This is a genomic window from Streptomyces xylophagus (assembly GCF_000716435.1).
Lineage (GTDB): Bacteria > Actinomycetota > Actinomycetes > Streptomycetales > Streptomycetaceae > Streptomyces > Streptomyces xylophagus.
This window is the reverse complement of record NZ_JNWO01000045.1, coordinates 1-26074: the sequence shown is the minus strand read 5'-3', so window position 1 is coordinate 26074 and position 26074 is coordinate 1. Positions and strand designations below refer to the sequence as shown.

Annotated in this window: 20 protein-coding genes and 1 pseudogene; 10 read left to right on the top strand and 11 right to left on the bottom strand. The window is 69.4% G+C overall.

What is annotated here, in order from left to right; translation table 11 throughout:
- Positions 1–57: 57 nt before the first annotated feature.
- Positions 58–714 (bottom strand): DUF4360 domain-containing protein, encoded by a 657-nt coding sequence (locus tag OO70_RS47925; RefSeq protein ID WP_043687138.1) that lies wholly within the window; start codon positions 712–714, stop codon positions 58–60.
- A 268-nt stretch (positions 715–982) separates the two neighbouring features.
- Between OO70_RS47925 and OO70_RS47920 the strand changes: the two genes are divergently transcribed.
- Positions 983–1834, top strand: coding sequence for an intradiol ring-cleavage dioxygenase (locus tag OO70_RS47920; RefSeq protein WP_043687135.1), 852 nt, complete (start codon positions 983–985; stop codon positions 1832–1834).
- A 217-nt stretch (positions 1835–2051) separates the two neighbouring features.
- Here OO70_RS47920 and OO70_RS47915 read toward each other — a convergent pair whose 3' ends face one another.
- On the bottom strand, positions 2052–2510 hold the full coding sequence (locus OO70_RS47915; RefSeq protein ID WP_043687133.1) for an RrF2 family transcriptional regulator: 459 nt from the start codon (positions 2508–2510) through the stop codon (positions 2052–2054).
- Between the two features lie 118 nt (positions 2511–2628).
- On the opposite strand from OO70_RS47915, the gene OO70_RS47910 reads away from it, so the two are divergent.
- On the top strand, positions 2629–5604 hold the full coding sequence (locus OO70_RS47910) for a glycoside hydrolase family 35 protein (protein ID WP_043687132.1): 2976 nt from the start codon (positions 2629–2631) through the stop codon (positions 5602–5604).
- A gap of 30 nt (positions 5605–5634) precedes the next feature.
- Here OO70_RS47910 and arfA read toward each other — a convergent pair whose 3' ends face one another.
- The 5 genes from arfA to OO70_RS47885 all read right to left on the bottom strand — a co-directional run bounded on the left by arfA (position 5635) and on the right by OO70_RS47885 (position 11355).
- Positions 5635–7149: an arabinosylfuranosidase ArfA gene (gene arfA / locus OO70_RS47905; protein ID WP_043687130.1), complete on the bottom strand. Its 1515-nt coding sequence runs from the start codon at positions 7147–7149 to the stop codon at positions 5635–5637.
- Positions 7150–7217: 68 nt separating this feature from the next.
- Complete coding sequence (locus OO70_RS47900) at positions 7218–8186, bottom strand: arabinan endo-1,5-alpha-L-arabinosidase (RefSeq protein ID WP_043687128.1); 969 nt, start codon at positions 8184–8186, stop codon at positions 7218–7220.
- 21 nt (positions 8187–8207) lie between these two features.
- Positions 8208–9065 (bottom strand): carbohydrate ABC transporter permease, encoded by an 858-nt coding sequence (locus OO70_RS47895; protein WP_043687126.1) that lies wholly within the window; start codon positions 9063–9065, stop codon positions 8208–8210.
- Positions 9062–10000, bottom strand: a complete 939-nt coding sequence (locus OO70_RS47890; protein WP_043687123.1) for a carbohydrate ABC transporter permease — start codon at positions 9998–10000, stop codon at positions 9062–9064. Before OO70_RS47890 ends, OO70_RS47895 begins: the two co-directional genes overlap by 4 nt.
- Complete coding sequence (locus tag OO70_RS47885; protein WP_043687120.1) at positions 9997–11355, bottom strand: extracellular solute-binding protein; 1359 nt, start codon at positions 11353–11355, stop codon at positions 9997–9999. The genes OO70_RS47890 and OO70_RS47885 overlap by 4 nt, the downstream gene beginning before the upstream one ends.
- Before the next feature lie 274 nt (positions 11356–11629).
- On the opposite strand from OO70_RS47885, the gene OO70_RS47880 reads away from it, so the two are divergent.
- From OO70_RS47880 to OO70_RS47870, 3 genes are read left to right on the top strand one after another with little or no spacing between them, the layout of a single operon-like run.
- The gene (locus OO70_RS47880) at positions 11630–12169 is read left to right on the top strand and encodes a toxin (protein WP_078651870.1); all 540 of its coding nucleotides are present in this window, start codon (positions 11630–11632) and stop codon (positions 12167–12169) included.
- The gene (locus OO70_RS47875; RefSeq protein ID WP_043687118.1) at positions 12166–13350 is read left to right on the top strand and encodes an MAB_1171c family putative transporter; all 1185 of its coding nucleotides are present in this window, start codon (positions 12166–12168) and stop codon (positions 13348–13350) included. Before OO70_RS47880 ends, OO70_RS47875 begins: the two co-directional genes overlap by 4 nt.
- Positions 13347–14522, top strand: a complete 1176-nt coding sequence (locus OO70_RS47870) for an MAB_1171c family putative transporter (protein ID WP_043687113.1) — start codon at positions 13347–13349, stop codon at positions 14520–14522. Before OO70_RS47875 ends, OO70_RS47870 begins: the two co-directional genes overlap by 4 nt.
- A gap of 121 nt (positions 14523–14643) precedes the next feature.
- Here the strand turns inward: OO70_RS47870 and OO70_RS47865 are convergent, their stop codons facing one another.
- The 4 genes from OO70_RS47865 to OO70_RS55625 all read right to left on the bottom strand — a co-directional run bounded on the left by OO70_RS47865 (position 14644) and on the right by OO70_RS55625 (position 17787).
- Positions 14644–15486 carry an SMP-30/gluconolactonase/LRE family protein gene (locus OO70_RS47865; RefSeq protein WP_043687109.1) on the bottom strand — a complete coding sequence of 281 codons (843 nt, stop codon included), beginning with the start codon at positions 15484–15486 and terminating at the stop codon, positions 14644–14646.
- Positions 15483–16256, bottom strand: coding sequence for an IclR family transcriptional regulator (locus OO70_RS47860; protein WP_043687106.1), 774 nt, complete (start codon positions 16254–16256; stop codon positions 15483–15485). Before OO70_RS47860 ends, OO70_RS47865 begins: the two co-directional genes overlap by 4 nt.
- Positions 16257–16358: 102 nt before the next feature.
- Positions 16359–17630 carry a helix-turn-helix domain-containing protein gene (locus OO70_RS47855; protein ID WP_051742371.1) on the bottom strand — a complete coding sequence of 424 codons (1272 nt, stop codon included), beginning with the start codon at positions 17628–17630 and terminating at the stop codon, positions 16359–16361.
- A 4-nt stretch (positions 17631–17634) separates the two neighbouring features.
- Complete coding sequence (locus OO70_RS55625) at positions 17635–17787, bottom strand: hypothetical protein (RefSeq protein WP_199827545.1); 153 nt, start codon at positions 17785–17787, stop codon at positions 17635–17637.
- Between the two features lie 162 nt (positions 17788–17949).
- On the opposite strand from OO70_RS55625, the gene OO70_RS47850 reads away from it, so the two are divergent.
- The 5 genes and pseudogenes from OO70_RS47850 to OO70_RS47830 all read left to right on the top strand — a co-directional run.
- The gene (locus tag OO70_RS47850; RefSeq protein WP_043687103.1) at positions 17950–18927 is read left to right on the top strand and encodes a DUF3068 domain-containing protein; all 978 of its coding nucleotides are present in this window, start codon (positions 17950–17952) and stop codon (positions 18925–18927) included.
- Between the two features lie 205 nt (positions 18928–19132).
- Positions 19133–20287: a glycosyltransferase family 4 protein gene (locus OO70_RS47845; protein ID WP_043687100.1), complete on the top strand. Its 1155-nt coding sequence runs from the start codon at positions 19133–19135 to the stop codon at positions 20285–20287.
- A gap of 74 nt (positions 20288–20361) precedes the next feature.
- A complete protein-coding gene (locus tag OO70_RS47840; RefSeq protein WP_043687097.1) occupies positions 20362–21087 on the top strand; it encodes a class I SAM-dependent methyltransferase in 726 nt (241 codons plus the stop codon).
- Positions 21084–25496, top strand: coding sequence for an alpha-(1->3)-arabinofuranosyltransferase (locus tag OO70_RS47835; RefSeq protein ID WP_043687095.1), 4413 nt, complete (start codon positions 21084–21086; stop codon positions 25494–25496). Before OO70_RS47840 ends, OO70_RS47835 begins: the two co-directional genes overlap by 4 nt.
- Positions 25493–26074: pseudogene (locus OO70_RS47830) on the top strand (condensation protein); the annotation flags it as partial. The gene OO70_RS47835 and the pseudogene OO70_RS47830, both read left to right, overlap by 4 nt.

Sequence of the window (26074 nt, the reverse complement as noted above, 5' to 3'; positions counted from 1 at the left end):
TGAAAAGGGGTGGCCCGCGGTGCGATACGGGCCACCCCTTCCTCATGTCAGCTCACGTCAGGAGCTCGGGCACTCCTTCCACGCCATGTGGTACACCGTGCTGATGTCGCCGTCCGTCGAGTCCATCGTCATGAAGCTGACCGCACTGAACGACGAGGTACCGGCGGCCACCCTCAGCTCCGTGTTGATGTTGAAGTTGCGCTGAACTCCACAGGGCGCCCAGACCAGTTGGGCCCAGTCGGTGCTGTCGGTCGCCTGCCAGTTGTCGTCGTAGGGGCCGTTGAACGGGTGGTTCTTGGACGCGGTGCTCGACGAGCCCTGGAAGTAGTACGAGGCCTTCTGCGCACCGCTCGCGCCGCGTTGGAGCGAGGCGAAGCCGCGGTAGTCCACGCTCGCGATGGCGTAGGTGAAGCCCTGCGGGACGTGGACGACCAGGTTGAGCTGGCAGTTCTTGCGGAACGCCGTGGGGTCGGAGTTGCCGCCGACCTGGGCGAGATACGCGCTGTAGGTCACCGTGAAGGCGGTGTTGTCCTCGGAGACGGCGACCGCCGTCGTGCCCTGCGGGCAGCCCGAGCCGTTCACGGTGGCGACGTTGATGACGATCTTGTCCGGGGGCGGGTCGTCGAACACGGGCGACGACGAGTGCTGCGCGGACGGCAGCGCGGTGGCGAGCAGTGCGGCGACCGCACCACTCAGGAGGAGCCCACCAGGCATGGTTTCTCCTTGGGGTTGGGGGGTGGCTGCGCCCCAAGTCTTTGAAGAACCAATGAAGTTCCTGTGAAGACCGACGGCGCGCTCGCATCGTAGGGAGCGGCACAGGAATCGGTCAGGGTGAACTCAAGCCATTCACAGACGCGCCTTTCACACTCTCTCCACAGTGTGTGAACTCTGTTGAAATAAGGGGGCGTTGACCGATCCATCCCCAGGGCCTTCACAGCCGCACATTAAGGAATCCTTCAGATACGGCCCTAGCTTCGCTGGCATGACGGGAAAACGAGAGCACAACGAGCAGCACGACCAAGAGCCCGCCCGGCACCGCCGGGACAAGGGCCTCCAGCGCCGGCGCGTCCTCATCGGCGGCGGCACCGTGGCTGTGGCGGGCGGTCTCGCGGCCGCCGGTTTCGCCTCGGCCGACACAACCAACTCAAGCTCCACCACGGCGACTTCGGCATCGGAGGCGACGTCCACCGTCTCCACGGACGCGTCCGCGAGCAGCGGGGTCTGCACCCTCACCGCCGAGGTCACCGAGGGGCCGTACTCGCTCGACGGCGCCCTGATCCGCGAGGACATCAGGGAGACCAAGGAGGGCGTCGAGGTCCAGTACACCTTCACCGTCGTCGACCAGGACAACGACTGCGCGCCGCTCGCCGACGCCCTCGTCGAGCTCTGGCACTGCGACGCGCTCGGCGAGTACTCCGGCTACGTCGGCAAGAACGGCCACACCGAGGACGACGACGGCACCTTCCTGCGCGGCGGTGTCCTCACCGACTCCAGCGGCGAGGCGAGTCTCATCTCCATCTGGCCGGGGCACTACGTCTCCCGCGCGGTCCACGTCCATATGCGGGTGCACACGGACGTGACCATCGCCGACGGCACCTACACCGGCGGCACGGTCGTCCACACCGGCCAGCTCTTCTTCGACGCGGACCTCAACGAAGCGGTGCAGGCCACCTCGCCCTACTCGGACAACACCACCGCCGAGACGGCCCTCGCCGACGACTCGATCTACGACGACGGAGGCGCCGCGTCCGGTCTGCTCACGCTGACCGCGCTCGGCTCCAGCGTGTCCGACGGCTACACGGCCACCCTGACCGTGGGCGTCAGCACCAGTTGACCAGGAGGCAGATGATCAGGAAGCACTGATCGGGGATCGCCGATCACACCCCGGTCGGCTGCCGTCCTTCGGCGGACTCGGACTCGGTCCACGCCTGCCCCGCCCTCTCCCGGCGCCAGGCGCGGACCGAGTACGCCAGGACGGCAGCCCACATATGGTTCAGCCACATATGGTTCAGCCACATCCCGTACAGCCACATCCTGTACAGGTCGATTTGTCATGGGTTCTCCCAGGCCGCCGGTTCCGCCGCCAGTGCCCGTACCGGTTCCGGCAGGGCGTCCGCCGCGATGTCGGCGAGGGTGACGCCCTCCAGGATCTTGCGGACGTTGGCGCGCAGGGCGATCCACAGGGGGAGGAGCGGTTCGGCGGTGCCGGTGTAGGCGAGGCCCGTGGGGCGTTCGCCGCGCACGGACACGATCGGGCCGTCCACCGCGCGGATCACGTCCGCGACGGTGATCGCGGTCGCGGCGCGCGCCAGCCGGTAGCCGCCACCCCCGCCACGCCGGCTGTCGACGATCCCGGCGCGCCGGAGATCGCCGAGAATCCCCTCCAGAAACTTGTGCGGGATGTCCTGCGTCGTGGCGATGGTCTCGGCCTTCAGCGGGCCGTCGTCACCCCGTACGGCGAGCTCCAGTACCGCCCGTACCGCGTAATCCGCCCGTGCCGAGATCCTCATGCGTCCATTGTGGGCCGTTCTGGCGTACAGAATGACCCCGCACGACGGCCTCCTGGGATCACCACGGAAAATGGCTTCGCACGTGCCGCCGACGGTCCGGACCCGGGAGGAGCTTCCAGTGGAGCTGAGCAGGCGTACCTTCAGCACCCTCGCGGGCACGGCCGCGCTCGGATTCGCGCTGGGCGGTGGCAGCGGCGGCGGTGGCGACGCGTACGCCGCACACGTCGTGCCGACCGGCCCGGCCCCCGCCCCACCGAGCGCGGACGGCCTCAGCCACACGATCGGCTACGACCGCTACTCCCTGATCGTCGACGGAAAACGCCTGGTCCTGTGGTCGGGCGAGATGCACCCCTTCCGGCTGCCGAGCCCGTCCCTGTGGCTCGACGTCCTGCAGAAGATGCGCGCCTTCGGCTACAACGCGGTCAGCATCTACGTCTCGTGGAACTACCACTCCCCCGCCCAGGGCAGCTACGACTTCACGGGCGTCCGCGACCTCGACCTGTTCCTGCGCATGGCCGCCGAGACCGGCCTCTACGTCATCCTGCGCCCCGGCCCGTACATCAACGCCGAGATCGACGCCGGCGGCTTCCCCGGCTGGCTGACCGCCACCAAGGGCACCGCCAGGACGGCCGACCCGACGTATCTCTCGCACGTCGACGAGTGGCTGACCCAGGTCAACTCCATTGTGTCGAAGCACCTGTTCACCCGGGGCACGGGCACGGTGCTGCTCTACCAGATCGAGAACGAGTACGACGGCCAGGTGACCCACCCGGACGGCACCGCCTACATGTCCCACCTGTACAAGAAGGTGCGCGCCGACGGCATCGACGTCCCCCTGTTCCACAACGACAAGGGCCGCAACGGCTATTGGACCCCGGGGTCCTTCGACACCGGTACCGACACGGGCGGTTGGCTGTACGGCTTCGACGGCTATCCCTCGCCGTCCCAACTACCGCCGGACTGGGGGCACTTCGGGATCGGCGGGGCGAAGGGCGGGGCCACCGCCAGCCCCAAGACCCCTGGTTTCGTGCCCGAGTTCGGGGGTGGCTGGTTCGACCCGTGGGGCGGGTCCTGGTTCGAGGGCAAGGGGTACGCGGAGTCACGCCGGACGCGTGACGCGGCGTACGAGCGCCGCTTCTATCTCACCAACCTCGCCAACGGACTCACCCTGCACAGCGTCTACATGACCTTCGGCGGCACCTCGTGGGGCTGGCTGCCCGCGCCGGTCGTCTACACGTCGTACGACTACGGCGCCGCCTTCGACGAGGGCCGCAACCCGACCGCGAAGCTCGTCCCGATGCACCAGCTCGGCCATCTGCTGCGCACCGTGCCCGACTTCGCCAAGCTGGACAAGGCGGCGGACGTCAAGGCCGACGGCCTGAAGGTCTACCACCTCACCAACGCCGACACCGGCTCCCACGTCTACGTCCTGCGCAACGACGGCACGGAGGCGGTGACCTCGACGCTGCCGACGGCGACCGACGACATCGAGGTCACCGTCGCGGCCCAGGACGCGCGTCTCCTTGTCACCCAACTCGCGCTCAACGGACGCAAGTTGAGGTACTCGACGATCACACCGATGATGTCCCTCACCACCGGCCGGCAGGACCTCGCCGTGTTCGCCGGGAAGCGCGGCGAGATGGCCCACGTCGTGCTCGACTGCCCGGAGGAGCCGGTGGTGACCCGGCTCGACGCACAGGCCGCCTGGGTGTGGAACAGCGGTCTCCTGCACATCACCGTCCCGCTCGGCATCGGCGGCCTGACCCGGGTCCTCGTCCAGGGCGGCGGCGTCGACAACCCCCTCCTGCTCCTCTTCGCCGACGAGGCCACCTCCGTCCGCCTGTGGCCGTACGAGACCGGTTCGGGCACCGCGCTGGTCTACGGTCCGGCACTGCTGCGCGAGGCCACCGTCAGCGGCACGACCGCCCAGCTCACCGGCGACGTCATCGGCGAGACCGGCCTGGAGGTGTGGGGCCCGCGCGGCATCGCCACGGTCACCTGGAACGGACAGGCCGTGCCCGCGACCGTCACCAACGCCGGGAGCCTGCGCTCGAACCCGGACGCGCTGCTGCCCGGGGTGCCCGCCGTACCGCTGCCCGCGCTCGACGGCTGGCGGCGGAAGGTGGAGAACCAGGAGGCCGCGGTCGCCTTCGACGACTCCAAGTGGACGGCGGCGAACAGGACTTCGACGTTCAGCACGACGGCCGTCCCCGCCGGACAGCCCGTGCTCTTCGCGGACGACTACGGCTTCCACTACGGCGATGTCTGGTACCGGGGCCGCTTCACCACGGCCACCACCGACGCCCTGGAATCGGTGACCCTCGCCTACAGCACCGGCACCCAGGGCCTGCTGATGGCCTGGCTCGACGGCGAACCGCTGGGCACACACCGGATGCCGGTACCGACCACCAGCAGTGTGCGGCAGGGCAGTTGGACCGCCAAGCCGACTCTCACCGTCCCGGAGAAGCTGCGCACGGCCGGCCCCCACGTCCTGTCCGTCCTCGTCCGGCGCATGCAGCACGACCAGGACGGCAAGGCCCTCGACACCCACAAGGTGGCCCGCGGTCTGACCGCCGCGACCTTCAAGGGCGCCTCCCCGAAGGTGAGTTGGCGCATCCAGGGCGAGACGACTCCCGACCCGGTGCGCGGGCCGCAGAACAACGGCGGCCTGTACGGCGAACGCGAGGGCTGGCATCTGCCGGACTACGCCGACTCCGGCTGGGAGGCCGTCACCCTCCCCCGCGCCGACCAGCGGCAGGGCGTGGCCTGGTACCGGACCACCTTCAAGCTCGCCGTGGACACCGGCATCGACGCCTCGATCGGCCTCGTCCTCGACGACGACCCGGCACGCGCCTACCGCGTCCAGATCTTCCTGAACGGCTGGAACATGGGCCAGTACATCAACGACGTGGGCCCGCAGCACACCTTCGCCCTGCCGAACGGGATCCTCCGCACACGTGGCACCAACACACTCGCGCTGGCAGTCCTGTCCGACGGCACCACACCGGCGGGCCCGAAGGACGTACGCCTGACCCTGCTGGGCAGCGCGGCCGGAGGAGTACCGGTCTCGCCGGTGGCCTCCCCCGGCCGGTAGTTCTGCTTCGGTTCAGGGCTCTGCTGCGGTTCAGCTGATCCTGATCATGTTCCAGGACAGCGGCTCCAGTACGGCGGTCAGGGTGCCGTCCTGGAGGGCGGTGCCCTCGACCTGGTGCGGGGCCACCCGCTCCGGGTCGGCCAGCGTGTTGCGGGCGTCCGGGTCGGCGTCCGCGAGGGCGCTGTGCTCGACGACCGACGTCAAGTCCAGCCCGTTCAGGCCGACTTGGAGCGGGAGCGACTCGGTACGGCTCCGGTTGACGGCGAACACCGTGACCGAACCGTCCTCGCCGCGCACCGCCGTGGCGTGCAGCAGGTCGGCCTCGCCGTACTTCTTCGTCTCGTGCGTCGGGGAGTCGACGCGGACGTCCAGGACCTGGCCGCGCCCGTACTTCGACGCCTGCGCGAACGGGAAGAACGTCGTCTGCCGCCAGGCCGGGCCGCCCGGCTCGGTCATGATCGGCGCGATGACGTTGACGAGCTGGGCGAGACAGGCGACGGTGACGCGGTCCGCGTGCCGGAGCAGCGCGATCAGGAGCGAGCCGAAGACCACCGCGTCCATGACGCTGTAGTTGTCCTCCAGGAGGCGCGGGGCCTCCGGCCAGTCGGCGGGGTCCGCGTTCTTCGCCTGCTCCTCCCAGTCCGACGTGTACCAGACGTTCCACTCGTCGAAGGAGAGGTTGATCTTCTTCTTCGACTTGAGGCGGGCGCCCACGTGGTCGGCGGTCGCGACCACGTTCTCGATGAAGGACTCCATGTCGACGGCGGAGGCGACGAAGGAGTCGAGGTCTCCGTCGGTCGGCTGGTAGTAGGCGTGCAGCGAGATGTAGTCGACCAGGTCGTACGTCTCCTGGAGGACCGTCGACTCCCACTCGGCGAAGGTCGGCATGGCCTGGGAGGAGGAGCCGCAGGCGACGAGTTCGACACCGGCGTCGATCTGGCGCATCGCGCGGGCCGTCTCGGCGGCGATCCTGCCGTACTCCTCGGCGGTCTTGTGGCCCGTCTGCCAGGGGCCGTCCATCTCGTTGCCGAGACACCAGACCTTGATGCCGAAGGGTTCCTTGTCGCCGTGGGCCACGCGCTGCTCGGAGAGGGTCGTGCCGGAGGGGTGGTTGGCGTACTCCTGGAGTTCCAGGGCCTCGGCGACTCCTCGGGTGCCGAGGTTGATCGCCATCATCGGTTCTGCCTGGGGGCCGAGCTTCTTCAGGAACGCGATGTACTCGGAGAGGCCGAAGCGGTTGGACTCCGTCGAGCGCCAGGCGAGGTCGAGGCGGCGGGGTCGATTCTCTGCGGGGCCTACCGAGTCTTCCCACTTGTAGCCGGAGACGAAGTTGCCGCCGGGGTAGCGGATGGTGGTGACGCCGAGTTCTCTCACCAGGTCCAGGACGTCCTGGCGGAGGCCTTCCGCGTCCGCTGTGGGGTGGTCCGGTTCGAAGATGCCGGTGTAGACGCAGCGGCCGAGGTGTTCCACGAAGGAGCCGAAGAGGCGGGGGTTGACTTCGCCGACTGTGAAGGCGGGGTCGAGGGTGAAGCGGGCGGTGCGCATTGCTTCCTTCCGGGGGTTGAGTTTTGTCTGCCGGTGCGTTGTGGCTGGTCGCGCAGTTCCCCGCGCCCCTAAAAGACCTTTGGCCAGCCGTCTCTTGTCCAGCTCAGGGTGTTGAGCCCCAGCTTGGGGGTGCCGTTATCCTCTCCGTCGTAGTAGTGGTATGCCAAGACATCCTTACCTTTGTCTTGGAAGATGGATTCGCCGCCCGGGCCTATGTAGCGGCCGTGGGTTGCCAGGAGCAGGTCGCCGCCGCCGTCCAGCATTGGCTTGCCTGTGCTGTCCGCGTATGGGCCTGTCACCGTCGTCGCCCTGCCCACCCGGATCTTGTACGTCGAGTTCACGCCCGCGCAGCACGCGTCGTACGACGCGAAGAGGTAGTAGTAGGCGCCGTGCTTGAGCACATACGCACCCTCCACCGCGTACGGCGCGTCCGGGCGGGTTGCCAGGTGTTCCACGGGGGCGTTGGCGAGTGCCTTGCCCGTTGCGGGGTCGAGTTGGACCATGCGGATGCCCGTCCAGTACGAGCCGAACGCCATCCAGAGTCTGCCGTCGGCCTGGACGACGGCCGGGTCTATGGCGTTCCAGGCGTCCGTGGTCTCCGAGGTGAACGCCTTGCCGTGGTCGGTCCAGATGCCGGGGAGGCCGGTCGGGGAGGTGGCTACGCCGATCGCGGAGTGGTTGGTGCCCCAGGAGGAGACGGCGTAGTAGAGCCAGTAGCGGCCGGCGCGGTAGGAGAGGTCGGGTGCCCAGGGGTCGCCGGTCGCGTTGTACTCGTACCACCAACTCGGGGGCGCGGCGAAGGCGTTGCCCGCGTCGTCCCACTGGACCCGGTCCCTGGACGTGCGGGCGCCGATGATGCCGCCGGTCGAATAGGCCACGTAGCCACCGGACTTGAGGTGGATGACCGTGGGGTCGTGGATGATCTGCTGGCCTGTGATGGGCTGGGGGTCGGGGTAGGTGACGTCCGCCCGGGCCGTGGAGGGGAGCAGCGCGAACGTCGCGGCGGCGATCAGGGTCGTAAGTCTCAGGCTCTTCAACTCAGTGCCTCCATCGGTGAGTTACTGGCCTGCCAGGCCCGTGTGGGCTACGCCCCGCACGATCTGGCTCTGGAAGAAGACGAACACGACGATCAGCGGGAGGCCGGCGATGAGGCCGCCGGCCATGAGCTGGGGCCAGACGATGCCGAAGGCGTTCTGCACGGTGGCGATGCCGTTGGGCATGGTCATCAGGTCGGGGTTGTTGGTCACCATGTAGGGCCAGATGAAGTTGTTCCAGGAGGCGATGAAGGTGAAGATGCCGACCGCCGACAGGGACGGTTTCGACAGGGGCAGGACGATGGTGAAGAAGATCCGCCAGCGGCCCGCGCCGTCGATGAACGCGGCCTCCTCCAGCTCCTTCGGCAGTGACTGGAAGAACTTGTAGAGGATGTAGACCATCGCGGCCGGGGCGCACTGCGGGAGGATCATGCCCCAGTACGTGTCGACCATCCCGAGCGACTGGACCGTCGTGAACAGCGGTACGCCCAGGATCGCCGGGGAGAACATCAGGCCCGCCATCGTGAGCGCCATCAGGGTGCCCTTGCCGCGGAACTCGGTGCGGGCGAAGCCGTAGGCCGCGAGGGAGGCGACCAGGAGCACGATCACGGTGACGCAGACCGAGACGACGACCGAGTTCACGAACCAGTTGGGGATGTTGCCGGCGTCGAGGACTCCCTTCCAGGACTCCAGGGTGAAGTGGTCCGGGATCCAGTGCGGGGACGCGACCGATTCCGTCGGGGTTTTGAGGGAGGTGGACAGGGCCCAGACGAGGGGGGAGAGCCAGATGAGGGAGAGGGCGGCGGCGACCGTCGTCAGGGCGATCTGAGCCGGGGTCCAGGTGCTGCGCGACTTGCGGTGCAGGTGAGTTGGCGTGGTCATCGGGCGTCCTCCTCGCGTCGGCGGAGCAGCCACATCCGGCCGAGGGCGACGGCCGCGATGACGACGAACAGGATGAAGGAGATCGCGGAGGCGTAGCCCACGCGGTAGCTGGTGAAGCCCTGTTCGAGGGTGTACTGGACGAAGGTGCGGGTCGATTCCTCGGGCCCCGGGCCGAACTGGTACATGACGACGGCCTGGTCGAAGACCTGGAGCGAGGCGAGGATCTGGAGGGCGAGGACCAGTCCGGTGATGTTGCGCAGGTTGGGCACGGTGATGTGGAGCAGGCGCCGGAAGGGGCCCGCTCCGTCTAACTCGGCTGCCTCGTAGAGGTGTTGGGGGATGTTCTGGAGGGCGGCCAGGTAGAGGAGGAAGCTGAAGCCGACCGTCCACCAGAGCGTGGCGATGACGACCGCGAGCATGGCCGTGGACTTCTGGGCGAGCCACGGGGTCTGCAGGCCGAGGACGTGGTTGACCATGCCGTTGGTGGGCTGGAACAGCCACCACCACAGGTTGCCGACGACCGCCGAGGGGAGGAGGAAGGGCGCGAAGAAGCACAGGCGCCACAGCCACTTGAAGTGGACGGTGTGGTGGGCGAGCAGTGCCATCAGCAGCGCCACCACGACGATCATCGGTACGACCCACAGCGTGAACTTGACGCTGTGCCACAGCGAGGACCAGACGAGGTCGTCCTGGAGGGCCTCGCGGTAGTTGGCGAGGCCGATGAAGCTGGTGTGGTCGCCGGAGATGTTGGCGTCGGTGAAGCTGAGGTAGAGGCCGCGGACGACCGGTACGACGACGAAGAGGCCGTAGAGGACGAAGAACGGGGCGACGAACCAGCCGCCGTGCTGGAAGCGGCGGCCCCAGCGGAGGCGGGCGGAGTCGGTGGCGGTGGTCGTGCGGGGGCGCAGGGTGGCGGTGGCCACGGTGGCGGTCATGTGCCGGCTCCCGTCAGCTCCTGGGCGGCGGTGCGGCCGTCCATGGGGTTCTTCATCGCGAGGAGTTGTTCCAGGGCGGACTTCATCCTGCGGGCCGCCGTGTCCGGCTTGGTGGAGCCGAGGTTGGAGGCGGCGATGATCGGGCCGAGGCGCTGGGCGAGGATGCCGGTGGAGCCGGCGAACCAGATGTGGGGTTCGGTGGCGGGGTGCTCCATGGCGGGCTTGGAGTACTCGTCCTGCGGGGTGAGTTGGAGGTAGGCGGGGTCCTTGAAGGTGGGGAGGTAGGCGGGGACGTGGCCGCCGCCCGCCCAGGCGGTGGCGTGGGTGACCAGGTAGGCGGCGAGTCGGTGGGCGCCCTCGTTGGCGGCGCCGCCGCGGTCGGACTGGTGGGGCAGGACGAAGGAGTGCGACTCGGCGTGGGTGGCGGGGGTGCCGAAGACGGGCGGGAGCGGCTGGGCGCCGTAGCCGACCTTCGCCCCGCTGTAGTACGGCACCGACCAGTCGCCCTCCCAGGTGAAGGGTGATCCGGCGAGGAACGCCTCGGCGTCGGCCTCGCCGACGATCGCGTAGCCGTCGGTGACGTGCCGGCGGAGGAACTCCAGTACCCGGGTGGCCTTTTGGGTGTCGAAGGTGACGTCGGTGCGGGCGTCGTCGAAGTAGGTTCCGGCCAGTTGCTGGTAGAAGGCGACGAAGAACCACCAGGAGAAGTTCTGGTCGTTGGCGTGCAGGCCGAGGGTCTGGACGCCCGACTTCAGTTGTTTCCTGGCCGACTTGAGGATGCGGAACCAGTCGTCGGTGGAGGTGGCCGAGGGCAACTTGCCGTCGGCGTCGAGGAGTCCGGCTTTCTTGCAGATGTCCGTGCGGTAGAAGTTCAGCTGGACGTGGATGTCGAGGGGCAGGGCGTAGAGCTTGCCGTCGACGATGCCGCGCTGCCACAGCACGGGGTTGAAGTCGGCTTCTTTCACGCCGTACTTGGTGAGGAGGTCCATGTCCCATGGATCAAGGAGGCGGCCGGGGGCGAAGCCGGGTACGCGGCCCTGGTGCATGACGGCGAGGTCGGGTGCGCGGCTGCCGGCGGCGGCCATCGCGAGCTTCGTGTAGTAGGGGCCGCCCCAGGTGAGTGTCGAGGCCTTGACCGCGATGTCCGGGGTGGCCTTCTGGAAGGCGTCGACCATCGCGACCATGTTGCCGCCGTCGCCCCCGCTGAACAGATTCCAGTACGTCACGCGGGTGCGGGCGCCCGCCGCGAGTGCGTCGGCGCCGGTGCCGAGGGCCGCGAAACCGAAGCTTCCGGCGACCGCGAGGCCGCCCGCCGCAGCCAGTAGCCGCCGGCGATTCAGGTCAGGTAGTCCCATTCCCTGCCCTTACTGTAGGAGTCCCATCGTGTTCGAAATGCCGTATGTCGCTCGTAACTTCGAACGGGACCGTAAAATCGAAGCGCTTCCGCGTCAATGGGTTGAGCACAGTGCAACGTTCATTCACGGGGTCGATTTCTGGACACAGCGGTCGTTCCCGGTCCCACAACGGCCACCGAATGACATGACGTCGGCAGTTGTGGGCGCGTAACCTCGGACCGGCTGTGCAACGGTGAGGTGGCTGAGTCGGCGTATGTCCTGGCATATTGCAGCGGTGCGCACGAAGAAGGAGATGCGGCGGTTCGCCGGTACCCTCATCGATCCCATGCGCGTTCCGGTCCCCGCCGATCCCGAGGCCCTGTTCGACGCGCTGGTCGCCTCCGTCATCCGCTGGCGGGGGCGTGAAGTCGTCGTGCGCCGCGAGGTGTTCCCGCCGCACACCGCCAGCGGGCTGTGGCTGGAGGGCGACACGTACGACGTCATCGTCATCGACAGGCGGGCCGCCGCCTGGCACCAGATCGTGATCTTCTGCCACGAGGTGTGGCACATGCACCAGCGGACCGCCGGGCCCGCCCCCGCGCCGACCCCCGACGGCAGCCCCCGGGCCGTCGCCGCCCGTTCCGACTTCAGCCTCGCCGACGAGCAGGAGGCAGACCGCTTCGGCATGTTGATGAGCGGACGGCTGCGGCCCTGGCTGGAGTCCGCGGCGGCCGGGGACTCCGCGCACGACCCCGCCGTAGCCGACGACGGAACGCAGCACGGGGTCGCCGGGCGCATCGGGGCCGCCCTCAACTACCGCGGAACCAGAAAATGAGCGCCCTGATCGACTACCTCAGCTGCGCTCTGCTGTGGCTGGGCCTGCTGGTGAAGGCCCCGGACCTGATACGCCACTGGCGCGATCCCTATCTCCGCGTCATCTGCGTGTTCCTCGGCCTGGCCGGCGCCTGCTTCCTCCTCGGGGCGCCGCCCACCGTCGGCGCGATCAACGACCTCAGCGGCGTCCCGAACCTCGCCGCACCGCTCACGTACGCGTCGGTCACCGCGTACGGCGCCTCCTCGCAGGTCCTGGTCGTCTACTGGCGGGGCGGCCCGCACGTGCACCGCACCGCCCGCCGCTGGATCATGGCCTACGCCCTCGTCCTCGTCGGCATCGGTGTGATGTTCGCGCTCGGCGACACCCCCGTGGAGCGCCGCACCGACCTGGACACCTACTACGCGACGACCCCGTTCATCGCCGAGATGATCGTGCTGTACCTGGCCGGGCATCTCGCCGCGGTCAGTGTCACCACGGTGTCGTCGCTGCGCTGGGCCCGGCAGGTGCACGGCTGGCTCCGGGCCGGCCTGATCACGCTGGGCGTCGGCTCGCTGTGCGGCGCCGGGTACAGCCTGACCAAGTTCGCGGCGGTGATCGCCCGTTGGAGCGGGCGGGACTGGACGGAACTCGGTACGACCGTCTCGCCGGTCGCCGCCGGACTGGGCGCCGTCCTGACCGTCATCGGCGTCCTGATCCCGCTGACCGGGCCCCGGTTGACCGACCGGCGGCGCGAGCGGCGGACGTACGCCCGTCTCGAACCGCTGGAACACGAACTGGACGAACTCCTCACCCGCCGCGCACTGCGCCTGCCCCGGCCGCGCTGGTCCTCCCCCGCCACCCGGCTGGTGTGGCGCCAGACCAGCATCCACAACGCGCTCGGCCACCTCGACGCGTTCTTCGACCGGGCCCTGTACGAACGGACGTTGGAGGCGGCGGCACACACGACGGGCGACCCGGAGCGGGCCGAGGCGACCGCGTGGGCGGCGGTCGTCGCCGCGGCCGTGGCGGAGGAGCGGACGCACGACCCGCGCCTGGCGCCCGCCGGCGAACCGGACCGGCTCCCCGACCCGGCCCCCGGCACCGCCCTTCTCCCTCACATCGCCGACGAGTTGACCCGGTCGCCGCTCGTCGCCGCCGCCCGGGTCCGCACCGGCACGACGGAAGGGAGCACCCGGGCATGAGCCTCATGGTGTACGTCGCCGCCGCCGTCTTCGGTCTCTCCTGCACCGTCCTGCTGCGCCGCCCGTTGAGCATCCCGCGCGACCCGCTGACCGTGTCCACCTGCGCGGCCATCGTCCTCGGCTCCCTGGCCCTGGTCTGCTCCGCGCCGCTGACCCTGAGCGCGGTCAACGCCCTCACCGGCATCCCGAACTTCGGCGCCCCGCTCACCTACGGCATGCTCTCCGCGTACAGCTGCTCCCTGCTCGTCCTGCTGATCCAGTGGCGGGGCGGCTCCCCCGCCCGGATCCGCCGCATGGTGCTGCGCAGCATGGCCGCCTACGGCGCGCTGATCGTCGTCATCGTCGTGCTCTTCATGCTCGCGGACCCGAACACCGAACGGCTCACCGACCTCGACACGTACTACGCCAACACCCCGTACATGCGCGAGATGATCGTGCTCTACCTGCTCGGACACAGCGCGGCCACCCTCGTGATGTGCACCGTGTGCCTCACCTGGGTCCGCAAGGTCACCGGTCTGCTCAGGACCGGACTGCAACTGATCCTCCTCGGCACCCTGTTGGACGTGGTCGGCTTCCAGTTCGTCAAGTACGCGGCGGTGGCGGCCCGTTGGACCGGTCACGACCTGGACTTCCTCTCCACCCGGATCGCCCCGCCGATGGCATCGCTGGCCGCCCTGACCTGTTCCGCCGGCTTCGCCCTGCCGAGGCTGCTGCCCACGGCCCGCGCGCACTGGCGCGACCTCGGCGACCTGCGCGGCCTCGGCCCGCTGTGGTCGGAGGTCCGCTTCGCGTCCCTCGCCCCGAAGCCGCCCAGCGGCCTGTGGCAGCTGCCCCGGATGCGGCTGCACTGGCGTGAAGTGTCCATACACGACGGCCTGTTGGCCCTCGCCCCGTACTTCGACGACCGAGTCCGCGAACAAACCCGCGACGCCGCCCTCCACGCGGGCCGCTCCCCCCACGAGGCCCGGGTAGCCTCCGAAGCCGCCATGGTCGCCGACGCAGCCCGCCGCGCCGCCGCCCACGAGGACCCCTTCATCACCCCAAGCACATACCGCCTCTACGCCACGGAAGTCTCCGACACGGGCGGCTTGGTCGAACTGGCAAGAGCCGTGGCCCGAGCCCGCCTGACGGCGACGATCCCGGAGGGCACGATGAAGGCAACGCCGCGCTGACCGGGTTTGCTTTTAGGGGCGCAGGGGGCTGGGCCTTCCAGACACGCGAGGCCCAAGTCCCTTAGGGGCGCGGGGAACTGCGCGCCCAGCCCCCACCGGGCGCGCACCCAAAACTCAACGCTCACCCCCCAAATGCAGGCTGCGCCAACCCTTTCCCCGCCCCCGGCACAACAAGAAGCGACCCAGCCACAGGATGCGGCGCGTCCAACCCCACCCGAGCCGTCGTCACGTACAGGTCAGTCAAATCCGCACCCCCGAACGCACACGCCGTCACCAACGGCACCGGCAACGAAACCACCCGCTCCAACTCCCCGTCCGGCGTATACCTCCGCACCGCACCCCCGTCCCACAAAGCCACCCACACACACCCGTCCGCATCCACGGTCAACCCGTCAGGGAACCCCGCCCCGACCTCGACCTCAGCGAAGCGCCGCCGCTTGGTCACCCGCCCGTCCGCGTACTCGAACACGTCGATCCGCCGCGTGGGCGAGTCGATGTAGTACATGAGCCGCCCGTCCGGACTCCACCCCGTCCCGTTGCTCACCGCGACGTCATCAAGAATCAGCTGCACAGAACCGTCCCCGGCGACCCGGGACAACGTGCCACCACAGGCCGCCTCGTCGTACCGCATCGTGCCCACCCACAACGCCCCGTCGGGCGCGACAGCCGCGTCGTTCGCCCGCCGCCCGGGAACCGGCTCCCGGTGCAGCCACCGGAACCCCCCGTCCTCGTCGAGCAGCCCGATCCCGTCCCGGAGATTGAGGACCAGCCCCCCGCCGACCCGAGGCTTCGCCGCGCCCACGTGCTGTTCGGTCACCCGGACCGTACGGACGCCGGACGCGGGGTCGTACGTATGCACTCGGGAGCCGAGGATGTCGATCCAGATCAGCCGCCCGGCCGCCGCGTCCCACGTCGGCCCCTCACCGAGGGTCGCCTCGGCCCGTACCGCCACCTCGTACGTCATGCCACGCTCCGGTGTCCGAGTCGCTCCGACAGTTCGGCCGCGCCCTTCGCCGCGAGCTGCTCCAGCTCGTCCCGGCGTTCGTCGCTCCAGCGGATCATGGGGACGGAGATGGAGAGCGCGGCGACGACCTGGCCGGTGCGGTCGCGGACCGGAGCGGCGACGCAGGACACATCCGGATTCGACTCACGACTCTCGACCGCGACCCCGCGCGAGCGGATCTCGGCGAGAGCCTCGCGCAGGGCGGCCGGCTCGACGATGCTGTTGGGCGTCATCGCGACCAGCGACGCGTCGGCGGGGATGCGGGCGGTCAGCTCCTGGTCGGGGAGGGAGGCCAGCAGCATCTTGCCCACGGAGGTGCAGTGCGCGGGCAGCCGGCGGCCGGCCGCCGACACCATGCGCACGGCGTGCGTGGAGTCGACCTTGGCGATGTAGATGACGTCGGTGCCCTCGAGGATGGCCACGTGGACGGTCTCGTCGCAGGTCTCGGCGACGGACCGGGCGACCTGCTGGCCCTCGGCGGCGAGGTCGAGCTGCTCGGCGTATCGGCTCCCGAGCTGGTACGGGCGGACCCCGAGCCGGTAGCGTCCGGGTTGTCCGGGCACGGGCACGATGTACGAGCGGGCCGCGAGGGTGGTGACCAGTTCGTGCACGGTGGTGCGCGGCAGCTGCAGCTTGCGCACGATGTCCGGGGCGGAGAGCGTCCCGTCCCCGTCGAGGAAGAGCTCGAGAATGTCGAGAGCCCGGGTCACGGCAGGTACGAGGCGTCCCACAACCGGCCCCCTTCTGTGTTCGAAATTTCAACTGACGATCGGGATAACGAACACAGGCTAGCCATAGAGGGTTGCACGGGCAATGGTCGTGTGACCGCTCGACTACCGACCGCCCCTCGGATCACCCAGTTCACCACGCAACCGCTGGGCGCGCAGGACGAGTTCGAGCTCGAACCGGCGGTCGGGATGATCGATCTCGTCGCCCCAGAGTTCGCGGATCTGCCGGAGGCGATACCGCACGGTCTGCGGATGCACACCGAGCCGCGCGGCCACCTCCGGCGCCCCACCCCGCGTCTCCAGCCACGCCAGCAACGTCTCGGCGAGCCGCCGCCGATGCGTCGGCCCGGAGTGCTCCAACGGCGCCAGACACCGCAGCGCGAGATCGTCGATCAGCTCCTCGGGCTGCAACAGGACCAGCGCCTCGGTGTGCTCGGTGCAGTACAGAACCCCTCCCGCCGGCAACAGCCCCCGCTCCATCAGCCCTACGGCGGCCTCGGCCCAGCGCGCCGACTTCACCGCGTCGGCCAGCGGCACCGGCGGCCCGATCGCGCCGGCCCAGCCGGTCAGTGCCCGGTGCAGCAGATCGGGGCGGCCGGCGGCGTCCGGTTCGGGGACGACCATGCGGGGCTGCTCGTACTCCATGTCGAGCAGGACCTCCTGCCCCACGGCGGGGGCGACCGCCTCGCGGGCCGGGCGCAGCAGGACACCGACAGCGACCTTGTCGGGCAGCGGCCAGCCGATCCGGGCGGCGCGTTCGGCGAGGGCCTCGGCCGGGTCGCCGCGATGGTGCTCGGCGAGGAGGAGTTCCATGAGCCGGCGCTGGAGCCGCAGCCGCTCCCCCGCCTGTCTCGCGGCGGCCTCCGCGTACCCCCGCACGGACTGGTCGACCAGCCCGTCGAGGTACTCGTAACCCGCGTCGACGAGTTCGTACATCGCGGGCGGCGGGATCTCCACGCGCTGGCCGATCTCGGCGAAGCGGCGCCAGGCAAGCCGTACGCCCATGCGGTAGATCGCCTGGAGCGAGTCGAGGCTGCGGCCGTGCAGGCCCTCGCCGCGCCCGAACTCCTGGAAGACGCCCGGCGGTACGGTCGGACGGCCCTCGGCGGTCTCCAGGTGCTGGACGAAGACCTCGATGGCGCGGCGGATGCCGATCATCGCCATGGGTTCGCCCGAGTCGTCGAGGACCAGGGGCAGTTGGGGGTATTCGCGGCGGATCTCGCGCAGGATCTCCTCGGCGAGCGCGGGCGCCTCGGCCATGGCGATCGCCGCGAACTCGCGCACCTGGAGGCGCGGCACGTCGAGCCACGCCGAGCGCGCCGTCACGGTCGCCGGGCGGACGGTCGCCGGTGGTGCGGTCGCCGGTCGAGCGGCCATGGGGTCAACTCCCCTGGCCCGCTTGCTCGTACGTGATCAGTGGTGTGTTCGGCTGGTCGGGCCTGGCGTCGAGCAGTGCGACGATGCCGAACGCGGCACCCACGGCGAGGGCGGCGGCCAGGGCCATGGTGAGCGCGGCGGCGAGCAGTCTGGACATCGCAGGGTCGGCCTCTCTGTTGCGAGGTTCTGTCCTGGGTCGTCCCGCCCCTGCCCGTCGGCCCCAGTGTCGGCAGACATTGACACTCCGTCAAGGGGCGCCTACGGTTCCCGGCCCGAGGGCCTACCGAACTCCGTAACCACATTCCTCTGGAGTGCCCGGATGCGCCGTACAGCCTCTCCACTTTCCTTGATCCTGCTGGGACTTGGCACGTTTCTGCTGGTCCTGGCGCCGATGCTGGCGTGGTACGTCGAGCCGCGGGCCGCCGTGACCCCGATCAACATCGACACCACCGCCGTCTACCAGGGCACCGGCAGCTACTTCGACACCGGCGAGCTGAAGACCGTGGACGACAAGCGGATCACCGTGACCCAGCAGGTCCGCGGCGATGTCGCGGACAGCGAGAAGAGCGGCGACGCGGTGTGGGACGTCACCACGACCGTCGACACCGACAAGTCGCTGCCGGCCGCCGATCCGCACGACGCGCTGGAGTTCTTCCCCAGCCGCTGGGTCACGGACCGTAAGACCAACAAGCCCGTGCACTGCTGTCACGAGAACCCCTACTTCGAGGGCGACGCCTTCCTGAAGTTCCCCTTCGACGTGCAGAAACACGCCTACCAGTGGTGGGACAACTCCCTCAATTCCACGGTGACTTTGCGTTACTCCGGCACCAAGAAGGTGCAGGGCTACTCGGGTTACGTCTTCAAGGGCACGGTCCCGCCCACGAAGATCGGCACCCGGCTGGTGCCCGGCAGCCTCGTCGACCAGCCCGACTCCCCCCAGGTGCTGGCCGAGGAGTGGTACTCCAACCACGGCATCGAGCTGATCGTCGACCAGCGCACCGGCCGCGTGATCTACGCCCAGGTCGGCCCCCGCCGCACCCTCCGCGCCCCCGGCCACGCCTACGACGCGGTGCTGCTCCTGGACGCCGACAAGCTCTCCTTCACCACCGCCACCCAGAAGGCACAGGTGAAACTGGCGAAGAAGGAGAGCGGCCAACTGCGCCTGGTGGGCCAGTCGTTGCCGATCGGTACCGCTGTGGCCGGATTCGTCCTCGCCGTGATCGGTGGCGTTTTGGTGCTACGAGGGCGTCGGCGCCCGGAATACCCCGACTCGGACCCTTCTGAGCCCACGATGTGACGTGACGTCAGTTCTAATAACCCCGGAAATTGTCACCTCGGTGAGTAGCAGAGTCGGACGGCGGGGCGAAAACTGTCCAACCCCACCCGAGCACAGCCCATCCACAACCTGTCCTTAACCACAGCTCAGACCCCCCACAGAACTCCGCACCGCGTCCCGCCCTCACCCTGCAGAGTTCCGCACCCTGAGACGAGTTGGAGCACCCATGCCCCAGCACGTGCCCTATTCGCTGCGCGCCCCGTTCCCTCAGATCGCGCAGCACCCCCCGGCGCCTGTGCCGCAACCGCGCCGAATCGTTTTCCTCGCGCACCGCGATCTCGACAACCCCTCGGCCGGCGGCTCCGAACTCCTCGTCGACCGACTGGCCGACGGCCTGACCCGACTCGGCCACCAGGTCACCCTGTTGTGCGGCGGCCCCGCGTCCCCCGTCCGCGACTACCACGTCGTGTCGGCGGGCGGCACCTACGGCCAGTTCCTGCGCGCCCGTACCGCCTTCACCCGGCGCATCGGCGACTGCGATCTGCTGGTCGAGGTGTGCAACGGCATGCCCTACTTCGCCCCCGTGTGGCACCACGGCCCGACCCTGTGCCTGGTCAACCACGTCCACACGGACCTGTGGAAGATGCGGTTCGGCGGGCCGATGGCACCGGCGGCGAGGATCGGCCGAAGACTCGAACACTGGGCGCTGACCGGGGCGCAGCATCGCGGCCTGCTGGTCGCGGTCTCTCCCTCGACCGCGCACGCGCTGCGCGGGATCGGGGTCGAGCGGGACCGGATCCGGGTGGTCCACAACGGAGTTGAGGAGCCGGGGCCTCGTGCCGACCGGTCGCCGGAGCCGTTGTTCGTGGCGGTGGGGCGGCTGGTCGAGTACAAGCGGGTCGATCTGCTGCTGCGGTTGTGGGAGCGGGTACGTCCCGTGGTTGGGGGGCGTCTTGTGATCGTGGGGGATGGTCCTGAGCGGGAGTCTTTGGAGCGGCTTGCGGGGCCCGGGGTGGAGTTCACGGGGCATGTCTCGGAGTCTCGGAAACATGAACTGCTCTGTGCTGCCTGGCTGTTGCTGCATCCCTCTGCGTTGGAGGGGTGGGGGTTGGTCGTGACGGAGGCTGCGGCTCGGGAGACTCCGGCGATCGCGTTTGACGTACCTGGTCTGCGTGACTCCGTGGTCGACGGCGAGACCGGTGTACTGGCGCGTGGGGAGTCTTCATTCGCGGCGGCCTGGTGCACGTTGGCTCTGTCTGGACATCGCCGTGAGGTGATGGGCAAGGCTGCGCGGGATCGTGCGGCGCGTTATCGGTGGGATCGGACAGTTAGACAGTTTCGTGTGGTGGCCGGCGAGGCGGTGAAGGGCTGGGGGTCGTGAGTTGGCTGCGGGTGCGTGGGGGCTGGGCGCGCAGTTCCCCGCGCCCCTATCGGGGCGCCCCAGTCCTCCGGCGTATGAAAGATCCCTCTTTTCGTCGGTCCCTCGCCCTCTTTCGTGCCTTCCTGCATGAACAGGATGACCCGGAAGCCTGCTATTCGCTGCTCGCCCGTGATGCCGCCGACCAGGTCGAGGGCTACTACGGGCCCCTCGCCGGACGGACCGTTGTCGATGTCGGTGGCGGGAGTGGGTACTTCACCGAGGAGTTTCGGCGGCGTGGCGCCCACGCCTACCTCTTCGAGCCTGACGTACGGGAGTTGGGGGAGAAGCCGCCCGACGGGACCGTGATCGCCGACGGGTATCTGCTGCCCCTGTCCGACGGGATCGCGGACGTCACCTTCTCGTCCAACGTCCTTGAGCATGTGGCCGATCCGCAGACGTTTCTCAGTGAGCTGACGCGGGTGACGCGGCCCGGTGGGCTGATCTATGTGTCGTTCACGAACTGGCTGTCTCCGTGGGGTGGTCACGAGTGGGCGCCCTGGCACTATCTCGGTGCGGAACGGGCCCGTGCCCGCTATCGGCGCCGTACCGGCAAGGACGCCAAGCACACCCTCGGCGAGAACCTGTTCGCCGTGCACATCGGCGCCACCCTGCGGCAGGTCCGTGCCCGCGACGACGTCATGGTCGTCGCGGCGCGCTCCCGCTACTGGCCCTTCCTCGACCGAGCCGTCGTCAAGGCGCCCGGGATAAGGGAGTTGGCCACCTGGAACCTCCTCCTCATTCTCCGGCGGTGTCCACGATGACGGCGACCACGGTCCAGGCACCGCCCCCGGCGGCCGACCCCACCACCACGACACTGGCGGGCCCCCCGGAGGGCCCGAGGTCGCGGAGCTGGCTGCTGGGGTTCTGGGCCGTGGTGTTCGTGCTGTTCCTCGCCGTGCATCCGGGGCGCCAGACCTTCGACACCAAGCTCGGCGTCACCGTCGACCCCGGCCAATTCCTTTCCGATCTGGGCCAGTTGTGGCACGACCGGGGTTCCTTCGGCGGTATCCAGGACCAGTACGCCGGCTACCTCTGGCCGATGCTGCCGTTCTACTGGCTGGCCCACGCAGTGCAACTCCCGGTGTGGCTCGCGGAACGGCTGTGGCTGTCGCTCGTCGTGTCGGTCGCCTTCTGGGGAGCCCTGCGCCTCGCCGAACGGCTGCGCGTCGGGAGCCCCGCGTCCCGGCTGCTCGCCGCCGTGACCTACGCGCTGTGGCCGGTGTTCACGATCGTCGTCGGCTCGACCTCGGCCGCCGCCCTCCCCGGAGCTTTCCTCCCCTGGGTCCTGCTGCCACTCACCAACGAGCGTTACACGGCCCGCATCGCGGCCCTCCGTTCGGCGTTGATCGTCCCGTTCATGGGTGGGGTCAACGCGGCCGCGACCCTTGCGTCCCTGCTGCCGGTAGGGCTCTACCTCCTCTCCCGTCCAGCCGGTCCACGGCAGCGCAAGCTGATCGCCTGGTGGGTGCCGGGGGTGATTCTGGCGACGGCTTGGTGGTGGATTCCGCTCCTCATGCTCGGCGTCTACGGCGAGAACTTCCTTCCCTACGTGGAGACTTCACAGACCACGACCGAGACCATGTCGGCTACGGAGGGCCTGCGCGGAGCCGGTGACTGGGTCGCCTATCTGCACCTGGGCGAGGCGTGGATACCGGCCGGCTGGACGGTCGCCTCCTCGGTGATCGTGATCGTCTGCTCGGCGCTCGCGGCGGGTCTCGGGCTCGCGGGACTGGCGCGCCGGGACATGCCGGAGCGGCGCTGGCTGGTGCTGATCGGGGTGTCGGTCGCGCTGATCCTGTTCGCCGGGTACGGCGGCTCGTTCGGGGCGCCCTTCCACGGGCTGGTGCAGGACTGGCTGAACGGCCCGCTCGTCCCCTTCCGCAACATCTACAAGTTCCAGGCGGGGCTCGCTCTCGCACTCGTCCTGGGCCTGGCCCACCTGGTGGGTGTGGCGGCCGAGACCCGCGGAGCCCGCCCGGTCCGGGGCCGTCGACTCGTCCCGCTGATCGCGCTGATCCTCGTGCTCCCCGGTCTGGCCTGGCCGTATCTCAACGGGTCGATCCTGAACCCGGGTTCGTTCCAGCAGCTCCCCAAGTACTGGCAGGCCACGGCCGACTGGCTGCACAAATACTCCCCGGACTCCCGGGCCCTGGTCGTTCCGGCGACCGCGCACGGCATCTACACCTGGGGCTCCCCCATCGACGAGCCGTTGGACGTCCTGGCCAACTCCCGCTGGGCGGAACGGGATTACGTCCCGATGGGCACCCCAGGCAACCGGCGCGCGATGGACGCGGTCGAGCAGGCACTGGCGAGCGGGAGCGAAGTCCCGGGCCTGGCCGACTACTTGAGCCGGGCCGGCGTCTATTACGTCGTCGTCCGCAACGACCTGGACCCCGACCAGATCGGCTACGTCCCGACGACCACCGTCAAACGCACCCTGGAACAGTCCGGCTACCAGCGGGTGACCGGCCTCGGCCCGGTCATGACCGGCGGCCGGATCGCGAACGACACCCCGCTCCAGGTGGAGGGCCTCTACCCGCGCCAACGGGCGGTGGAGATCTACGAGCCGACGAGCAAGGACGTGAGCCGCCCCGGCCAGGCGGGCCTGACGCCGGTGGCCGACACGGCGGTGGTCTCCGGCGGCCCGGAGTCGATCCTGCCCCTGGCCACCGAACTCCGGGGCAGGGCAACGGTGTTGACGGGCGACAACCACCCGGGGCTGGGCTCCCCCACACTCCAGATCCTCGGCGACGGACTGCGCCGGGCGGACACCCGGTTCGGCCTCGTCGACGGCAACACGTCGTACACGTACACCCCCGACGAACGCAACGCGCCGGACGCCGTCCAGGACGCGGGCAAGAAACCGAAACAGATCCTGCCTACGAAGGGCATCGCCCACCAGACGGTGGCGGAGGTACGCGGCGCCCGCTCGGTGACGGCGTCCTCCAGCGGCAACTGGCTGTTCTACCTGCCCCAGTACGACCCGGTGAACGCCTTCGACGGCAACCCCGACACCGCGTGGGCAGAAGGCGCGGCGGGCTCCCCGAACGGGCAGTGGCTGCGGATCGGCTTCACGGGCGGCTCGTACGACATGCCGAAGTCCTTCAAGGTCACCCCTCTCCCCCAGGAGAGCGTGCGAGCGGCGGCCACGGAGGTGCGGGTCGAGACGGCGAAGGGGTCGGTGACCAGCTACCTCCAGCCGAACGGCATGACGCAGACCGTCAAAGCCCCGTCCGGCACGACGAGTTGGATGAAGCTGACGATCGTCGACTCGGTGGCCCGACGCACCGGTCTCACCGGCGCGGGCTTCTCCGAGATCGCCCTGCCGCACATCCAGGTCACCCGGCTCCTCAAGCTCCCCACCGACGCGAACTCCTCCGACGCGTCCGCCGAGATCATCTCCCTGCACCGCACGGCCGACCCGACCGGCCTCTCCGCGACGGGCACGGAGGCGGGCCTGCACCGCACGTTCTCGACGCCGACGGCGGGAACGTACGAGATGAAGGCGAGCGCGGTGGCGATCCCCGGCGAGGAGTTGGACAAGCTGCTCTACGAGGTGGCCCCCGCCCAGCAGGACCGCATCACGGCGACGGCGGACTCCACGGCGGCGCTGGGGGCGGGCCTCTCGGCCCGCAACCTGACGGACGGCGACCTGACGACGGGCTGGATAGCGGGCGACCGCCCCACGATCCACCTCTCCTGGACCGGCAAACAGGCGGTAGGGGAAGTGGTGTTGGCCCCGGCGGGCGGCCTCTCGACCCGCGCCACCGAGGTGGACATCACCTCACCCGACGGCGCGACGATCGCCGGCGTGGACGAGAACGGCGTGGTCCGCTTCGACCCGATCACCACGGACCGCCTGGACATCACGATCACGAAAACGGCCCCGCTCACTCTCCACAACCCCATAGCGGACGAGAACCTCCAACTCCCCGTGGGCCTGACCGAGGCCTACATCCCGGCCCTGGACCAGTACCGCACCCCCCAACCCGACCCCACCCGCACCTTCACGCTGACCTGCGGAAAAGGGCCCGTGGTGGCGGTCGACGGCGAGCTGTACCAGACGAGCGTGACAGGAACGGTAGGAGACCTCACGCAGCGGCGATCGGTCGATGTGACGCCCTGTCAGGAGGGTCGGAACGACGCCGAGTTGGAGCTCACCTCGGGCCCCCACCGGGTGGAGGCGGGAGACGCCGGCCCCCTGGAACTCACGGACGTGACCCTGACCCGGGGAACGGTGACCGAACCCACCCCTGACACAAGGAAGTTGACGATCCAGGACTGGCTGGGCGACCGCCGCGAGGTGACGGTGGGCGCGGGCGTCGCGTCCTACTTCACGACCTACGAGAACTACAACAACGGTTGGAAAGCCACCCTGAACGGCAAGGAGTTGACGTCGGTCCGCCTCGACGGCTGGCAACAGGGCTGGCGCGTCCCCGCAGGCGCGGGCGGCACGATCAAGCTCTCCTACGAACCGGCGACAACATACGAGGCCGGCCTCATAGGCAGCGGAGCCGCACTGGTCATCCTCCTGGCCCTGGTGATCTGGCGCCGCGACGAACCCAACACGGACGAGATGCAACCACCCCCACCCCTACCCGGCCTGTGGCTGGGCACGGTGGCACTGACGCTGGTCGGAGTGGCGATAGCGGGCTGGTTCGCCCTACTGGTACCGGCACTGGCACTACTGGCATACCGCCGACACGCGTTGCTGGTCCCGATCGCCTTCGTGGCACTGGCGGGATCGGGGATCGTGGCGGCGACGGGGGCGGGTGACCCGGTGGGCGCAGGCGAGGGCGCGTTCAGCCACGCGGCCCAACTCCTCGCACTGATCGGGTTGTTCGCGGGCCTGGTGAGCGTGAGGGAGTGGAGAGAGCCGAGCATCCCCGACTCAACACAGCCGCTGCCCCCGGCACCCCTGCCACACAGGGAACGGGGAACGAGCGCGCTGGGCGAGCGACCGGACACCGAGGAGGAAACGGGCTACGAGGAACCGAGTTCCGGGGAGAGGCCGGGGCCGGTGGAGTCCAGCCCGACGATCTCGGCACGGGGCCCGGGACACCAGGCCCCCGCCACTCGACCAACGGCACCCGAAGGCGCCCCGATAGGGGCGCGGGGAACTGCGCGCCCAGCCCCCACGGACCCGCAGCAAAAGGACGCACCCCAATGACCGCACTGGACCAACCCGCCCGAGCCAGCAACCCCACCCGCATCCCCTTCCCCACAGTCGACGAAATCGCCCGCCACTGCCACCAATCCATCGAACCGGAAACCGTCCACATCGAGGTCCACCTCCCAGGCCCCATAAACCCGGAACGGCTCCGCACCGCATTCACCGAAGCCCTGCACCGCCACCCCCGCATCCTCATGCGCGAGGCCCCGGGCCCTTGGTACCGCCGCCGCTACGAATGGGAGTTGACGGAATCCCCAGACATAGAGGTGGTGGCCTTCCCACCCCCCACCCGAGACGCGCTCAAGAAGGCCCGTACCCGCGCCCTGGACGAGGCCCCACCCCTCACCGCATCCCCACCCATCCGCCTCGAAGCAATCACCCTCGCCCACAACACCGGCTCAGCCCCCGGCACGGGACCCCGCACCGCCCTCATCCTCACCGTCAACCACACCGCACTGGACGGCCCCGCCTGCCTCCGCGTCCTCGCCACCGCAGCGGAGCTGTACGGCGGCAAGGACAACGCCCCGACCGCCCCACCGACCCGCCCCCCGGACACCCCCGAACCCCCCACGGAC

Coding starts and splice junctions, on each gene's coding strand:
- OO70_RS47925 (WP_043687138.1), bottom strand. CDS start 714: ATGCCTGGTGGGCTCCTCCTGAGTGGTGCGGTCGCCGCACTGCTCGCC.
- OO70_RS47920 (WP_043687135.1), top strand. CDS start 983: ATGACGGGAAAACGAGAGCACAACGAGCAGCACGACCAAGAGCCCGCC.
- OO70_RS47915 (WP_043687133.1), bottom strand. CDS start 2,510: ATGAGGATCTCGGCACGGGCGGATTACGCGGTACGGGCGGTACTGGAG.
- arfA (WP_043687130.1), bottom strand. CDS start 7,149: ATGCGCACCGCCCGCTTCACCCTCGACCCCGCCTTCACAGTCGGCGAA.
- OO70_RS47895 (WP_043687126.1), bottom strand. CDS start 9,065: ATGACCACGCCAACTCACCTGCACCGCAAGTCGCGCAGCACCTGGACC.
- OO70_RS47890 (WP_043687123.1), bottom strand. CDS start 10,000: ATGACCGCCACCGTGGCCACCGCCACCCTGCGCCCCCGCACGACCACC.
- OO70_RS47885 (WP_043687120.1), bottom strand. CDS start 11,355: ATGGGACTACCTGACCTGAATCGCCGGCGGCTACTGGCTGCGGCGGGC.
- OO70_RS47875 (WP_043687118.1), top strand. CDS start 12,166: ATGAGCGCCCTGATCGACTACCTCAGCTGCGCTCTGCTGTGGCTGGGC.
- OO70_RS47870 (WP_043687113.1), top strand. CDS start 13,347: ATGAGCCTCATGGTGTACGTCGCCGCCGCCGTCTTCGGTCTCTCCTGC.
- OO70_RS47865 (WP_043687109.1), bottom strand. CDS start 15,486: ATGACGTACGAGGTGGCGGTACGGGCCGAGGCGACCCTCGGTGAGGGG.
- OO70_RS47855 (WP_051742371.1), bottom strand. CDS start 17,630: ATGGCCGCTCGACCGGCGACCGCACCACCGGCGACCGTCCGCCCGGCG.
- OO70_RS55625 (WP_199827545.1), bottom strand. CDS start 17,787: ATGTCCAGACTGCTCGCCGCCGCGCTCACCATGGCCCTGGCCGCCGCC.
- OO70_RS47850 (WP_043687103.1), top strand. CDS start 17,950: ATGCGCCGTACAGCCTCTCCACTTTCCTTGATCCTGCTGGGACTTGGC.
- OO70_RS47845 (WP_043687100.1), top strand. CDS start 19,133: ATGCCCCAGCACGTGCCCTATTCGCTGCGCGCCCCGTTCCCTCAGATC.
- OO70_RS47840 (WP_043687097.1), top strand. CDS start 20,362: ATGAAAGATCCCTCTTTTCGTCGGTCCCTCGCCCTCTTTCGTGCCTTC.
- OO70_RS47835 (WP_043687095.1), top strand. CDS start 21,084: ATGACGGCGACCACGGTCCAGGCACCGCCCCCGGCGGCCGACCCCACC.